The following is a 14,486-nucleotide window of genomic DNA, read 5'->3' as shown; positions in this document are numbered from 1 at the left end:
AAGAATGTTAGAAATAAAAGATTTAAAAGTATCAATAAACGAAAAAGAGATTTTAAAAGGTTTAAATTTAAATATTAAAGAAGGTGAAGTTCATGCCCTTATGGGTGTAAATGGAGCTGGAAAATCTACTTTAGTAAAAACTTTAAGCGCACATTATGACTGTGTTGTAACAGGTGGAACTGTAACTTATAAAAAGAAAGATTTATTAAAAATGGATGTTGCTGATCGTGCAAATGAGGGAATTTTTATGAGTTTCCAAAATCCAGTTGAAGTTCCAGGAGTAAATAATAGTTATTTCCTTAAAACAGCAATTAATGAGAAAAGAACATATCAAGGTCAAGAAGAAATTGATACAATGGATTTTCTAAAATTAATTAAAGAACAAACAGGTAAATATAACCTAGATAGAAAACTTTTACAAAGAGATTTAAATGAAGGTTTTTCAGGTGGTGAAAAAAAGAGAAATGAATTAATTCAATTATTACTTTTAAATCCTGATTTAATTATGCTTGATGAAATTGATTCAGGTCTTGATGTTGATGCAATTAAAACAGTTGCAAATGTTATTAACTCTATGTTAGATGGGAAAAAATCTGTTTTAATGATTACTCACTATGATAGATTACTTGAATTAATCAAACCAGATTTCGTTCATATTTTAAATGATGGGAAAATTGTAAAAACAGGTGATTATTCTCTTGCATTAGAATTAGATGAAAAAGGTTATGAAGGAATAGGAATTAAAGATGAGACTAATTGAAATTGATGGATTAACTCTTCCAAAAAAAAGAAGTGAAGAATTTGTAAAAGTAAATTTTGAAGAGCTTTTTTCTTATGATTTTAAAAATACTAAAACTTATGAATTTAATATTGATGGATTAGAAGTACAAAAAGATAATAAAACTTATCAAAATAGCTTATTTGAAATTACAAAAAAAATAGATGAAAATCAAATGGTTTTAACAATCAATTCTAATATTGAAAAACCTATTTGTATAGTTCATAAAATTAATGAAGATGAAACATTTTTCACTAATTCATTAAAAATTGAAGTAAAAGAAAACGTAAAAGCTTCTGTTATAGAAGTTTTTACAAACACTTCAAATAATAGTGCTTATTGTGTAAATAGAGTAATTCAAGTAGATGAAAATGCAAATTTTGAATATGCAAGAATTCAAGATATTAATGACAAAAATTATTTAGTATTTAATGTTGATATTAATCAAGAACAAGACTCAAAATGTAAACTTACAAACTTTGATTTTGGAACTGGGATTATTATAAATAACTTTATAAATATTTTAAATAAAAAGAATTGTGATTATGAATTAAATGGTCTTGTAAAATCAACAGCATCATCAAATACTGCAAATGTAATTAGAACAACTCACAATAATGAAAGTTCTATAAGTAATATAAATTATAAACATTCATTAAAAGATTTTTCAAGAGCAGTTTTTAAAGTAATTTCAATTGTAAATGATAAAGCTTTATTTACAAAAGCATTTCAAAATACTGATACTATTTTACTTTCAAATGATGCAGCTATTTTTGCACAACCTCATTTAGAGATTTTAATAGATGAATTAGAAGCTAGTCATGGAGCAACAACTGGGACTTTAAATAAAGAACAATTATTATATTTACAGTCTCGTGGAATAAGTAAAGAATTATCATATGAAATGCTTTTAAAAGCTTTTGAAGAAAAAATTTATGATAATATTGAAGATACATTAATCAAAGAATTTGTAGATTCATATAAAAGAGAAGACTATGTTTAAAAAAGATTTCACATATTTTGAGAATTCTGACATTGTATACTTAGACAATGCAGCAACTACTCAAAAACCAAAAGAAGTAGTTAGTTCACAAGTTGAATATTATGAAAAATATTGTGCAAATACACATAGAAGTAATTTTGGAGATGCCAATAAGGCAACTCTAAATTATGAAAATGCAAGAAAAACGCTAAAAAGCTTTATAAATGCAAGTATTAATGAAGAAATTATATTTACAAAAGGTGTTACAGAATCAATAAATTTTATAGCAGCTTCTTATGCAAAAAAGTTTAAAACTGTAATTATCTCTTCATTAGAACATCACTCAAATATTGTACCTTGGCATATGCAAAATAGAAGTTTAGGAAATGGTTTAGAAGTAGTAAAATGTAATGAAAATTTAGATTTTGATATGGAACATTTTGAAGAACTTTTAAAAAACAACCCAAGAGCTTTTGTTAGTGTTACTCATATTTCTAATGCTTTTGGAAAGATACACGATATTAAAGCTATTATAACATTAGCTCATAAATATGATGCAGTTATTATGATAGATGGAGCACAAAGTTTAGCTCATATGAAAGTTGATATGCAAGATTTAGATGCGGATTTTTTTGCTATTTCTGCACATAAAACATATGGACCAACAGGAGTTGGAGCAATTTATATTAAAGAAAAATATTTAGAAGATGTAGATGCTTATCAAACAGGAGGAGCTACTATTCATGAGGTTGATTTTAATTCATCAACACTTTTAGAATCACCTTTTAAGTTTGAAGCAGGAACACAAAACATCGCTGGTGTTATTGGTTTTGCAGAAGCTTTGAAATATTTAAATCGTATTGGTTATGAAAATATTGAAGCAATTGAAAAAAATGTTTTTGATTACTTAAATAAAGAATTAGAAAAACTTCCTAATATAGAATTTTATAATGATATGAATAATACTATAGGAAGTAGAAGTTTTAATTTCAAAGGTTTAGTTCATGATGATGTTGGTATTTTAGTTGATAAAATGAAAATCGCTCTACGAGTTGGTCATCATTGTGCGCAACCTATTATGAAACAGCTTGGATTAAAAGGTACAATTAGAGTATCTGTGAGTTTTTATAATGATTATGCTGATATTGATAAGTTAATTGTTGCATTAAAAAGAGCTTTACAAATGTTAGAGGATTAGAAATGAGTATTGAAAAAAGAGTTGAAGATATTAAAGAAGATTTAGAATTCTTTGAAGATGAATTACAAAAATATGAATATATTATTGATTTAGGTAAAAAATTAAAACCATTAGAAGAAAAATATAAAATACCAGCAAACTTAGTACACGGTTGTACTTCACAAGTTTGGTTAATATGTGAACAAAAAGATGGAAAACTATTTTTTACAGGAACGGCTGATGCTATTATTGTAAAAGGTTTAGCATATATGATTTTACAAATATTTTCAGGTTCAACAATACAAGAATTAAAAGATATTAATATGGACATTGTTCATGAATTAGGTCTTAGTGAGGTAATAAATCCAAATAGACAAAGTGGCGTTATTGGGATGATTAAAAAAATTAAAGAATATGCACAAAAAGCATAAAAGGATTTATAATGGCTAGTGATTATAACTTTGATGAAATAAAAGAAAAGATAATTGAAAATTTAAAGAAGGTATTCGATCCTGAAATTCCTGTTAATGTTTATGATTTAGGTTTAATTTATGAAATTAATCTAAGTATTAAAGAAGATAAATTAGACTGTCTTATTTATATGACTTTAACAAGTCCAGCTTGTCCAGTAGCTGGTTCAATTATGGAACAAGTTAAACTTGTAGCTCTTGCTGTACCTGAAGTAGATCAAGCAAAAGTACATATAACTTTTTCACCTAGATGGACAAATGAAATGGTAAGTGAAGAAGGAAAAGAAATTATGGCAGCATCAGGTGCTGTAATATAAATAAACTAAAGGAAATAAATTTATTTATTTATTTCCTTGAAAATATAGTTAATAAAATACCTAATGATATAATAATAGTAGAAATACCCAACTCAAAAGTAAATATCTCATTTAAAAAAATCACACTTAAAATAATAGAAATCAAAGGCACAAATAACTGTATAACAGATGCTGTGATAATTTGTATTTTAGGTAAAACTTTATACCAAACTACATAACCAATAGCAGAAGTAATACTTCCTGATATAAAAGCTAAGCCTATTCCATTAAGAGATAAATGTATATCACTCATATTAAATAAAAGATAAAAAACAATAGCAAAAAGCGTTGCTTTTACAAAATTATCCATAGTATTTGATATAGCATCAACAGATCTTTTTCCTAGTATAGAATAAACAGCCCACGCAATTCCAGATAAAACCATTAGAAAAACATGAAAATATGATATATCTAAACTTTCTCTTGGATAAAGTAAAAAAGCTAGACCAAAAAATGCTACAAACATTCCTATAACTTTTTGAAAACTTATCTTTTCTTTATGAAAAAATGAGCTAATAAGCATTACAATTTGAACAATACCAAATAATAATAAAGTCCCAAGTCCTGCATCAAGTTTTATATATCCATAAGAAAAACAAAGAGCATAAACAAATAACATAAATGATGTTAACCAATTAGTATTTTTAGATATTTTTATTTTTTTATGATTATAAAAGTAAATCAAAATTAATGTAATTGCACCAAAAAAAAGTCTATAAAAAGTAAATGAGTAAGCATCAATATAATTATTAACTAAAGCAGCTTTACAGAGAATAGAATTCAATGCTAAAAAAAGAAGTGAAAAAATTGTAATAATTAATAAATTTGATGTTTCTTTGTTTATAGTAATCATTAAATAATATACCATAAAAGTTATAAATTTTTTGAGAGCTTAATTTTCTTGTATAATTACTTTTTTCACTACTTTTTGAACTATTGGTCCTACAACTAAGATAACGGGAAAAGCAAAACAAAATGCTTTTAGAAAAGCTTCTAGCCAAATCAATATAAAACCATCTACAAAACCAAGATTTATATATGTAATTACAAAACTCATCACAAAACTCATAAATAAGGACATAAAAAAAGAGAATACTATTCTTTCATATTTTTTGTTTATCATTTTTACCTTTATTAGATTAAATAAATTTTATTAACTGGAATTATAGATAAATATTCTTTATTTATATTAAAAATATTTGTTATTTTCTAAATTAATATTAATATCTTTTAATCTTTTTTTTTGTTATAATCAAAAATATTATAATAAGGATTAAAATGAAAAAAATATTATTAAGTTCAATTTTAGCATTAGGATTAGGTTTAAACTTAAATGCTTATGAAATAAATGGTGATTTAGGCGTACAATGGACAGGATTTAAAACAGAAAAAAAAGTTGCTGTTTCTGGTACATTTAAAGATATAAAAATTAATATTGAAAAAAATGATGAATTAACTAAATTTTTAAAAAGTGCAAAAGTAGAAATACAAACAGCATCTTTTGATTCTAAAAATCCAGGAAGAGATGCAAGTATTACTAGTACTTTATTTTCTCTTGCAACATCAAAAGTGATAAAAGGTTCTATTAAAAGTGTAGATGAAGCTAAAAAAACATTAGTTTTAAATGTTACTATGAATGAAGTATCAAAAGAAGTACCAATGGCTTATGATATTAAAGATGGAAATATTATTGCAAATGGAACTATTGAAATTTTAGATTTTGATATGAAAAACCCATTTTTAGCATTTGCTAAAAAATGTGCGGTTTTCCATGAAAACAAATCTTATTCAGATGTAGATATTAAATTTACGATTCCATTTAAATAAAATCGTAAAACTATCTATAGATTATAAACTTATGATGAACATGAAAGTTTAATATTCGCAAACTTCATTGGAGTTGGTTTTGAATATTTATCAAACTTTTTATGCTCATCAAATGGATTTTGTGCAATATCTAGTAAATCATTTACTAAAGTATAATCTCCACTATGTGCTAATTCTATAGCATCTTGAAGCATATAGTTTTTGATAATATATTTAGGATTTGCTTTTTTCATTATCTCTTTTCTATTTTCAAAACTACTTTTTTCTTTTTCACAAACTTTTTTATACGATTCAAACCAATCTTCAAGTGGAGTTCTAAATACTGCAAGATTTATAACACTACTTAAATCTTCAAAACTATCTAAGTTTGTTAATCCATAGAAGAATACATTGTAATCCATTTTTGAGCTTTCTAATGCTCCTAATAATTCTACTATTAAATCTAAATTAGAATTTCCACTTTTACTTGCATCTAATCCTAATCTTTTATTCATATCTTGTAAATAAATATTTTCATGCTGTGGTAAAAATGTTTGCATATACTCTAATAATTTATTTTCATCACAAATCTCTTTTAAACTATGTGCTAATACCATCAAATTCCATCTTGCAACATAAGGTTGATTATTATAAGAATATCTTCCTTCTGAATCTGTATGATTACAAATACAATTTTTATCAAAATAATCCATAAATGCAAATGGACCATAATCAATTGTAACACCTGCCATTGAAAAGTTATCAGTATTCATAACACCATGCATAAAACCATAAACTTGCCATTTTGCCAACATCAAAGCAGTTTTATCTACAAGAGAATAAAACATTTTTTCATATTTTTTCTCCTCATCTTTTAAGTGAGAATATGATTCTTCTATTACATAATCAGCTAATTTTGTTAAATTTTCTTTTGCATTAGAAGTATTAGCAAAAAATTCAAATGTACCTATTCTTATCCAAGAAGGTGACATTCGTAAAACTATAGAACAAGACTCTTTTTCCCATTCTCTGTGAGCAAAAGTATCAGAATCAATTATTGCTAATGCTCTTGTAGTTGGAATACCTAAAGAATGCATAGCTTCACTCATAATATACTCTCTAATAGAAGATCTTAAAACCGCTCTTCCATCTCCTCGTCTTGAGTATTTTGTAGCTCCTGAACCTTTTGTTTGTAAATGCCACTTATTAACACATCCTAAGTTTATAGCTCTTCCATCACCTAATTGTGGTACAAAATACCCAAATTGATGTCCTGCATAAACCATAGAAAAAGGCTTTGAGTTTTTTAAGACTTTACTTCCATTTATAAATTCTAAAAATTCATTTGTTTCACATTCACTATAATCTAAACCTATTAAATCACAGGCTTGTTTGTTATAAGATACAAGTTTTGGATTTTTTAAAGGTGTTGCTTCTAATTTTTGGTATAAATTTCCATCCATATGGAAATAATCCATATCAACTTTTAAATCATTTAATTTCATAATTTTTCTCTTTTAATAATATATTTAATTGTAAGAAATAAGATAGCAAAACTATTTAAAAAATGAGATAAAAATTGTCTTATTTACTTTACAGTAAAAAGTGACTTAATAAAATGATATAATGTATAAAACTATAAAGACTAAAATGAAAACAAAATTACACACTTTATCTATCTCTCCGTTGATTTTAATTTTTTCTACTTTTTTAAAAGGCAAAAAGAAAGAATATACAAATTTTTTTGTTAATAAAAAAAGAAGATTAAAACAAAAGGAAATACTAGAAGTATATTCAAAAGATTGTACTTTTTATAAAAATATACATCTTTTTTTTGATAAACAATCACCTATTTATGATAAAGCATTTATAAACTTTGATATTGATATTTCACAAATACCAGAAGAAAAATCTTTTATGTTTGATTTTTACAAAGTTATAAATATTTATCATGCTATGTCAATGTTAAGTGCAAAAGTACCAAATGAAAATATAGAAATAGCATTGTCATTTGAAAAATCTAGACTTAATAATTCACAAATAAACAATTTATTAAGATATTCTCTTTTAGCCTTTGCTTCAAGAAAAGTTGATAAGTTTTATTTTGATGAAGAATTATTGAAAGATGAAAAAAGCTCTTTAGCTTATAAAACTATGATTGAATATATTAATAACTCAACTATTATAAACTTTACAAATGCAAAAAGTTTATATGTACTAACTTGCAAAAAAGGAAAAAATACATTTGATATTATCTGGTCGTCAAAAGATGATATAGAACTAACAGAATTTAATAAAGTCTATGATAAATATGGAAAATTATTAACAAAAGATATAAAAATCACAAACAGCCCTATTTACGCTTTTCATAAATAGAACCAAAACCAACCAAGCAAAAAAATAGGAATAAAAAATGAATCAAGATATAAAAGATTTAAAACCAGACAGACCAAATATCATAACTACAGACATAGAAAATGCAATTGGCTTTTATCGTAAAATGGACACACAGTCAACTGTAAAAGAAATGATTGAGGGAAGATACGTAATTGTAGAAGAATACTTTTCTAATGGATTACAAGTATTAGAAGAACTTAAAAAGAACCTATCAGCAAAATATAATGATAAAAGTTTTCAAGGTCAAAGAGATTATAGAAGTGCATATAGAGAGGCTTCTCATCGATTATTATTAAAAGTAGTAGATAATAAAATCACAGTTAAGAAAGCTCCACATATTGGATGGTTAGATATTTTATATCCTGAAGTTCACGAATTTTATATTTCATTTCCAGATATTCAAGGAATGAATAGTTCATGGCAATGGAATAAAAAAGGTCTAGAAATTAAGACTTTAGGAATAACAATTAATCCTTATTATGGAGCATACTTCCCTACTAGATTTGATCATCTAAAACTCTTTGATAAATGGCTAAAAAAATATACAGGTTCAAAAGAAAAAGCTATTGAAATTGGAGTTGGTAGTGGAATTTTATCATATCAATTAATCAAAAATGGATTTAACGATATTTATGCAAGTGATACAAACAAAAATGCAGTTATAGGTGTAAAAGAAGAATCTTGGCGTTTAGGATATGAAGATAAAATCACTTTAAATCATGCAGATTTATTTGAAAACTGCGATGTAAAAGCTGATGTTATTGTATTTAATCCTCCATGGATAAAAGCAAAACATAAACTTGAAGAAGGAATTGATAAAGCGATGTATTATGAAGATGAACTTTTTGAAAGATTCTTCGAACAAGCATCACAACATCTAAAACCTGATGGAAAAGTAGTACTAATATTCTCAAACCTTGCAGAAGTAGTAGATGAAGAAAGTACACATCCAATAATAGAAGAACTAAGAAATAATAACAGATTTAGAAAAGATTTACACCTAAGAAGAGATGTAAGAGCATCATCAAGAAGAACAAAACGTGAAGATGATAGAGCAAATGAAAAAGTAGAGCTTTGGGTTTTAGCAGCTAAGAAGAAATAGTCATTTTAACTAGATAGTAAATAAAACTTATTTACTATCTTTACAAAATCTACCTTTATCTTTAAACTTCGCCTTTCTTTCTTTTTTAATATTGGATTTAACTTTCTTTAGAATTTCATTTGCATTAAATAATTCCTTTTTATAGTAACCCGTATTCTTCCAAATATCAATAGCTTTTTCAATATATTCTTTTGCTTTTTTGCATTCTTTTGAATCCCTATATATACCAGATATATTATTATAACTTTGGGCTAAATCAGGATGTTTTTCTCCTAATATTTCTTTTCTTAAAGTTAAGGCTTTTTCTTGATATTCTAAAGCTTTTGGTAATTCTCCCATAGCTCGATAAATCGTAGATATATTATTATAACTTATGGCTAAATCTGGATGATTTTCTCCCAATATTTCTTTTTCTAAAGTTAAGGTTTTTAGTAAAGTTAAGGCTTTTTCTTGATATTCTAAAGCTTTTGGTAATTTTCCCATAACTTTATAAATCGCAGAAATATTATTATAACTTCGGGCTAAATCAAGATGTTTTTTTCCTAATACTTCTTTTCTTAAAGTTAAGGCTTTTTCTTGATAGTCTAAAGCTTTTGGTAATTTCCCCATAGCTTGATAAATCGTAGATAATAAGTTTTGACTTCTTGCTGTAAACTCAGACTTTTCTCCAAAAAGTTTTATCCTTATTTTTAAAGATTTATTTTGATAATATAGCGATTTATCATATTGAGCAAGTGAATACAATAAGAATGTTATAGAATCTAAAATCCCACAAATATACTCATCTTCTTTAGTTCTAAATGTATTTAAAAAAGATTCAATTATTGGAATATAGCCATTTAGTCTATTTGCTATTAAAGTAGAATCATCGAGATTTATATATTCTAATATATTTTTTAAAATAAATGTAATATTTTCATAATCTAATTTATATTCATTTAAAATAAATGTTTTAATAATTTGATGCAATTTATAAGTATTATCTTTTTTACTTAACCATCCTCGCTCAACTAGTTTTTGTAACTTTACTTTCAATTTATCAAGACACAAACACTTTTCTAATATCTCAAAACTAATTTCAATAGATGGGAAAAATGCTAATAATTGCAAGAGTTCTTTTAATTCAGGATTATCTACAGATTTAAACTGCTTATTATATGTACTTTCTAAATGCTCTTTAAATGTTTTATCATCTTTTGAATCAATTTTTGAAATAGTTTGATTTTTAATATTTTCTCTTAATTCTTCTAAGGTAATATACTCTTTACTCAATGATTTAGCAGTTAGGTTTATAAATAAAGGATGATTATCTAAATAATCTAATATATCTTCAATATCATCATCTTTATCATAAATACTTAAGAATAATTCTTTTGCATCTTCATCATTTAAAGTATCTAGGTTTAATTGATTCTTTATATCTATATCTGTTATTCTTGTTGTGATTAATAAATCAAAATTAATGTTTAAAGCTTTTATTTTTTCAAAATCTTGTTTGTTTTCTAAGTTGTCTAAAAGAAGTAGATTTTTTTTAGGTAAACTTTGTAAAACTTGAATTACAGTATCAAAAGTAACTTTATCATCTAATCCTAAACTATTTTTAAATTTTGTAATAAACAACTCTTCTAAAGAAGCTGTATCTTCTGTCATCTCAATAAAAGCAATATTTTTATATTTATCTTTATTTTGGTGTAAATATTGTGAAGACACTTCACTTTTACCTACTCCACCTATTCCATTTACTATATAAATTAAACTATCACTATTTAGATTTTCTTCGATTTTTAAAAGTTCATCTTTTCTACCAATAAATTCATTATTAATAGCTGGTAAACTTGTAAGACTACAAAAATTAATTTCTTCTTGAACTACTGAGATAGGTTTACTTTGTGGTAATGATTTTAATGAATTGATTTTATCTATTAATTTTTGTCCTTTGGATTCAAAATAAATAGGAATAATTCGTTTATTGAACTTTTTAGGAAGAGTTTTTCCCTCTTCCAAAAGAATATAATGTTCACTACTATTATTTCCAAAGTTATCACAAACTCTTTCGAGTTCATTAATAAAAAATTCATCATCTAAACTATAACCAATAAAAAGAAAAGACTTAGTTGCTAATTTAGTTTTTAATGTATTTATAGCTATTTTAAATTTTGAATCAGAAGAGTCATTATATAATCGATTATAGTTTTCAGTAGTTAATATCATATTGGATTTTTTATCAATATGCCCATGTAAATAAAGAACAGTTTCTTCATCTATTTCTGTTCGAATAGAAGATGCTAATTCATAATCAGACTGAATATCTAAAGCTTTGATTTTTTTAGGAGCTGCCCAATCTAAAACATTATCATAGTTAGTAGTAATAATAAGTTTTTGCTCTAAATCCCAAATACTTCTAGCTAAAGATAAAGATGAATCATCTATTATTTCTTTTTTAATATCAAATATTTCTTCAAGTTTATCAAAAAATAAAGAATCAAGAGGATAATATTTCTTAATTTTATCAGCTATTTCAAGATAATCTTCATCTTCTTCTATTAATAAATTTATAATTTGAGATTTGTTTGATTTTCCATAATTAGATAGATTAACAGCTAATTTCTTTAATAATTCTTTCCAAGTGACAAATACAGTTTTATCATTTTTATCTTTAATAGATAAAGAAACCCCTGCCCCAACAAAAGGAATGACTTTATTTTTACTTATCAACTGACTTAATCTTTCTTCCATTTACAAAAATCCTAAATATACATTTGTATTATTTTAGCTAAATCTATATTATTGATTTATTTATATTAATAACTATAATAATTTTATAAAGAATGAGTTAAAAGTAAAAAGAGTTGTAGTTAGAAACATGTTCAGTATAAATACATGTAACCTCTCTATTTGTTAATTCAAATATCCATATCTATTTAATTAAGTCCCTTTTAGTGACATTTTTATATAATAGATTAATAATAATGCTAAGGTATATAATATGATCGATAAAAAAGCAACTACAAATATAAGTTCAATGCAAGATCAAATAAAAGAATTACAAAATTTATTAACTATAGCAACAAACAAAAATGAACAACTTATTAAAATATTAGAAAAAATTCCTCAACCTTCACAATCATTAAATTCTAAAGGAAAGATATTAAATGTAAATGAAAAATGGTGTGATGAACTTGGTTATAAAAAAGAAGAAATTATTGGTCGTCAATTTAAAGATTTTCTTACATCCCAAACAGAACAAACATATTTCAATCAATTCCCAAATTTAATAAAGAATGGTCATGTTTCAGGTGTAGAGTTTGATATGTTACATAAAAATGGAAATAAAATAACAGTATCATTAGATGGTGTTATTATCAATGATGATAATGGTCAAATGTTATATACAAGTTGTATTTTTACTAACATTACAGAACAAAAGAAAATTCTAAATAATCTCCATAATTCTAAGGAAAAATTTCGGTCCCTATATGAGAATTCTCCAGACATGTATATTTCAGTATCTTCAGAAGATTCAAAAATTCTTCTTTGTAATGAGACATTTTTAAGAAAAACAGGTTTTACTAGAGATGAAATAATTGGTAAATCTGTGTTTGATTTATATGATGAGAATGCTATAAATGATGCACGAAAAGCTTTTGAACAATTTATTACAACAGGAAATGTTCTAGATATTCCATTAATACTAAAAAAGAAAGATGGAAGTAAAATAAATGTTGATTTAAATGTTAGTGCTGTTCGGGACTCAAATGGTAAGATATTATATTCAATTTCTTCATACAGAGATATGACTGAACTTAAAATAGCACAAGAAGAAATAAAACTTTTAAATGAACGTATGAAAAGAGCATTATTTGGGAATAATGATGGTATTTGGGATCTAAATATGCTTGATAATAGTGTCTATTTCTCTCCTAAATGGAAAGAGATGATTGGTTATGAAGATCATGAATTACCAAATCTATATGAAATATGGGAAAATAGAGTTCATCCTAATGACATAGCTAATGCAAAAGAATGTATACAAGATCATATAGATGCTAAAACAGAATATTTTGAAGCTATTTATAGGTTTAAACATAAAAATAACTCTTGGATATGGATACAGTCTAGAGGTAAAGCTACTTATGATCAAGATGGAAGTCCTATTAAAATGACTGGAACTCATCATGATATTACTAAACAAAAATTACTAGAATTAGAGATTAAAAAAAGTCATGAGAAACTTCAAAAGTTAACAGAAAATGTACCTGGTGCTATTTATCAATATAGACTTTATACAAATGGAAATTCAGGATTTACATACCTTAGTAAAAGTATGAAAAATGTATATGATGTGTCTCCTGAAGATGCACTTAAAGATTCACGTGCTATTTTAAGTTATACACATCCAGATGATAAGGAAATATTTGAACTTTCCATTTTAAAATCTATTGAAACAATGGAAGAATGGAATTTGGAATATAGAGTTAATCTTCCAAAAAAAGGTTTGCGTTGGATTCATGTGAAATCAACACCTGAAAAGCTTTCTGATGGTAGTATTTTATGGAGTGGTATTCTTGATGATATTACAGAACAAAAAAAGAAAGATAAATTAATATATGAACAGTCTAAATTAGCAGCAATGGGTGAAATGATAGGAAATATTGCTCATCAATGGAGACAACCATTATCTATAATATCAACAGGCGCTACAGGTATGCAATTACAAAAAAAATACGGTTTACTTACTGATGAGTTATTTGATAAAACATGTATTGATATAAATAATAATGCACAGTATCTGTCTAGAACTATTGAGGATTTTAAAAATTTTATAAGAAATGATAGGATAAAAGTTACTTTCAATCTAAGTGAAAATATAAATAGTTTTTTGGAACTTGTTAAAGGATCAATTAAAAATAATAATATAAATTTAGTATTGGATTTAAATGATAGTATTATTATTGATGGTTATCCAAATGAACTGATACAATGTCTGATAAATATATTTAATAATGCTAAAGATGCACTCAAAGAAAAAGAAATTACAGATAAATTCATATTTATATCAACTTCTATAAAAAATGACAAAGTATTTATAAAAATAAAAGATAATGCTGGTGGCATATTACCAGAAACTTTACCTAGAATATTTGAGCCATATTTTACAACTAAGAATAAATCAAAAGGAACAGGATTAGGACTTAGTATCACTTACAGTTTAATTGTAGATGGAATGCAGGGAAGTGTAAAGGCAAATAATATAAGTTATGCACATCACAATAAAGAATATTTGGGAGCTGAGCTCTCAGTTAAATTGCCTATAAGTTAATGTAAGAAGAAGTAATGATCTAGTTACACTTTTTATTCCACAGAAATATAAAATTCTGTACATCTTATTGAACTTGTTTTTTTATCTTAGGATCTTTT

The 14,486-nt window shown here is 25.2% G+C and carries 13 protein-coding genes; 9 read left to right on the top strand and 4 right to left on the bottom strand.

The window, feature by feature from the left end; genetic code table 11:
• Positions 1-4 precede the first annotated feature (4 nt).
• The 5 genes from sufC to D9T19_RS09110 are packed head-to-tail and all read left to right on the top strand — an operon-like array spanning position 5 to position 3,724.
• Complete coding sequence (gene sufC, locus D9T19_RS09130; RefSeq protein WP_121627933.1) at positions 5-760, top strand: Fe-S cluster assembly ATPase SufC; 756 nt, start codon at positions 5-7, stop codon at positions 758-760.
• Positions 747-1,781, top strand: a complete 1,035-nt coding sequence (locus D9T19_RS09125; RefSeq protein WP_121627932.1) for a SufD family Fe-S cluster assembly protein — start codon at positions 747-749, stop codon at positions 1,779-1,781. Before sufC ends, D9T19_RS09125 begins: the two co-directional genes overlap by 14 nt.
• Positions 1,774-2,958, top strand: coding sequence for an aminotransferase class V-fold PLP-dependent enzyme (locus tag D9T19_RS09120; protein WP_121627931.1), 1,185 nt, complete (start codon positions 1,774-1,776; stop codon positions 2,956-2,958). Before D9T19_RS09125 ends, D9T19_RS09120 begins: the two co-directional genes overlap by 8 nt.
• 2 nt (positions 2,959-2,960) lie before the next feature.
• Positions 2,961-3,368, top strand: a complete 408-nt coding sequence (locus D9T19_RS09115) for a SufE family protein (RefSeq protein WP_121627930.1) — start codon at positions 2,961-2,963, stop codon at positions 3,366-3,368.
• 11 nt (positions 3,369-3,379) lie between these two features.
• A complete protein-coding gene (locus D9T19_RS09110; protein ID WP_121627929.1) occupies positions 3,380-3,724 on the top strand; it encodes a metal-sulfur cluster assembly factor in 345 nt (114 codons plus the stop codon).
• Between the two features lie 28 nt (positions 3,725-3,752).
• Here D9T19_RS09110 and D9T19_RS09105 read toward each other — a convergent pair whose 3' ends face one another.
• Entirely contained in the window at positions 3,753-4,616 is an 864-nt protein-coding gene (locus D9T19_RS09105) for a DMT family transporter (protein ID WP_121627928.1), read from the bottom strand.
• Positions 4,617-4,655: 39 nt separating this feature from the next.
• Complete coding sequence (locus tag D9T19_RS09100; protein WP_121627927.1) at positions 4,656-4,886, bottom strand: DUF2798 domain-containing protein; 231 nt, start codon at positions 4,884-4,886, stop codon at positions 4,656-4,658.
• Positions 4,887-5,041: 155 nt separating this feature from the next.
• On the opposite strand from D9T19_RS09100, the gene D9T19_RS09095 reads away from it, so the two are divergent.
• A complete protein-coding gene (locus tag D9T19_RS09095; protein ID WP_121627926.1) occupies positions 5,042-5,590 on the top strand; it encodes a YceI family protein in 549 nt (182 codons plus the stop codon).
• A 29-nt stretch (positions 5,591-5,619) separates the two neighbouring features.
• Here the strand turns inward: D9T19_RS09095 and D9T19_RS09090 are convergent, their stop codons facing one another.
• The gene (locus D9T19_RS09090; RefSeq protein WP_121627925.1) at positions 5,620-7,074 is read right to left on the bottom strand and encodes a protein adenylyltransferase SelO; all 1,455 of its coding nucleotides are present in this window, start codon (positions 7,072-7,074) and stop codon (positions 5,620-5,622) included.
• 145 nt (positions 7,075-7,219) lie between these two features.
• Between D9T19_RS09090 and D9T19_RS09085 the strand changes: the two genes are divergently transcribed.
• Together D9T19_RS09085 and D9T19_RS09080 are read left to right on the top strand one after the other, a co-directional pair.
• Positions 7,220-7,945: a hypothetical protein gene (locus D9T19_RS09085; protein ID WP_121627924.1), complete on the top strand. Its 726-nt coding sequence runs from the start codon at positions 7,220-7,222 to the stop codon at positions 7,943-7,945.
• A gap of 37 nt (positions 7,946-7,982) precedes the next feature.
• The gene (locus D9T19_RS09080; protein WP_121627923.1) at positions 7,983-9,068 is read left to right on the top strand and encodes a methyltransferase; all 1,086 of its coding nucleotides are present in this window, start codon (positions 7,983-7,985) and stop codon (positions 9,066-9,068) included.
• Between the two features lie 27 nt (positions 9,069-9,095).
• On the opposite strand, the gene D9T19_RS09075 is transcribed toward D9T19_RS09080, so the two are convergent.
• A complete protein-coding gene (locus D9T19_RS09075; protein ID WP_121627922.1) occupies positions 9,096-11,804 on the bottom strand; it encodes a tetratricopeptide repeat protein in 2,709 nt (902 codons plus the stop codon).
• A gap of 250 nt (positions 11,805-12,054) precedes the next feature.
• Between D9T19_RS09075 and D9T19_RS09070 the strand changes: the two genes are divergently transcribed.
• Positions 12,055-14,388: a PAS domain S-box protein gene (locus D9T19_RS09070; protein ID WP_121627921.1), complete on the top strand. Its 2,334-nt coding sequence runs from the start codon at positions 12,055-12,057 to the stop codon at positions 14,386-14,388.
• Positions 14,389-14,486 lie beyond the last annotated feature (98 nt).

The organism is Poseidonibacter antarcticus, from assembly GCF_003667345.1.
Lineage (GTDB): Bacteria > Campylobacterota > Campylobacteria > Campylobacterales > Arcobacteraceae > Poseidonibacter > Poseidonibacter antarcticus.
Note: the sequence above shows the minus strand (reverse complement) of the source record. Positions and strands in the feature narration are given on the sequence as shown.

What these genes read in the sequence shown, in the direction of transcription:
- sufC (WP_121627933.1), top strand. Translation starts at nt 5, where the DNA reads ATGTTAGAAATAAAAGATTTAAAAGTATCAATAAACGAAAAAGAGATT.
- D9T19_RS09125 (WP_121627932.1), top strand. Translation starts at nt 747, where the DNA reads ATGAGACTAATTGAAATTGATGGATTAACTCTTCCAAAAAAAAGAAGT.
- D9T19_RS09120 (WP_121627931.1), top strand. Translation starts at nt 1,774, where the DNA reads ATGTTTAAAAAAGATTTCACATATTTTGAGAATTCTGACATTGTATAC.
- D9T19_RS09115 (WP_121627930.1), top strand. Translation starts at nt 2,961, where the DNA reads ATGAGTATTGAAAAAAGAGTTGAAGATATTAAAGAAGATTTAGAATTC.
- D9T19_RS09110 (WP_121627929.1), top strand. Translation starts at nt 3,380, where the DNA reads ATGGCTAGTGATTATAACTTTGATGAAATAAAAGAAAAGATAATTGAA.
- D9T19_RS09105 (WP_121627928.1), bottom strand. Translation starts at nt 4,616, where the DNA reads ATGATTACTATAAACAAAGAAACATCAAATTTATTAATTATTACAATT.
- D9T19_RS09100 (WP_121627927.1), bottom strand. Translation starts at nt 4,886, where the DNA reads ATGATAAACAAAAAATATGAAAGAATAGTATTCTCTTTTTTTATGTCC.
- D9T19_RS09095 (WP_121627926.1), top strand. Translation starts at nt 5,042, where the DNA reads ATGAAAAAAATATTATTAAGTTCAATTTTAGCATTAGGATTAGGTTTA.
- D9T19_RS09090 (WP_121627925.1), bottom strand. Translation starts at nt 7,074, where the DNA reads ATGAAATTAAATGATTTAAAAGTTGATATGGATTATTTCCATATGGAT.
- D9T19_RS09085 (WP_121627924.1), top strand. Translation starts at nt 7,220, where the DNA reads ATGAAAACAAAATTACACACTTTATCTATCTCTCCGTTGATTTTAATT.
- D9T19_RS09080 (WP_121627923.1), top strand. Translation starts at nt 7,983, where the DNA reads ATGAATCAAGATATAAAAGATTTAAAACCAGACAGACCAAATATCATA.
- D9T19_RS09075 (WP_121627922.1), bottom strand. Translation starts at nt 11,804, where the DNA reads ATGGAAGAAAGATTAAGTCAGTTGATAAGTAAAAATAAAGTCATTCCT.
- D9T19_RS09070 (WP_121627921.1), top strand. Translation starts at nt 12,055, where the DNA reads ATGATCGATAAAAAAGCAACTACAAATATAAGTTCAATGCAAGATCAA.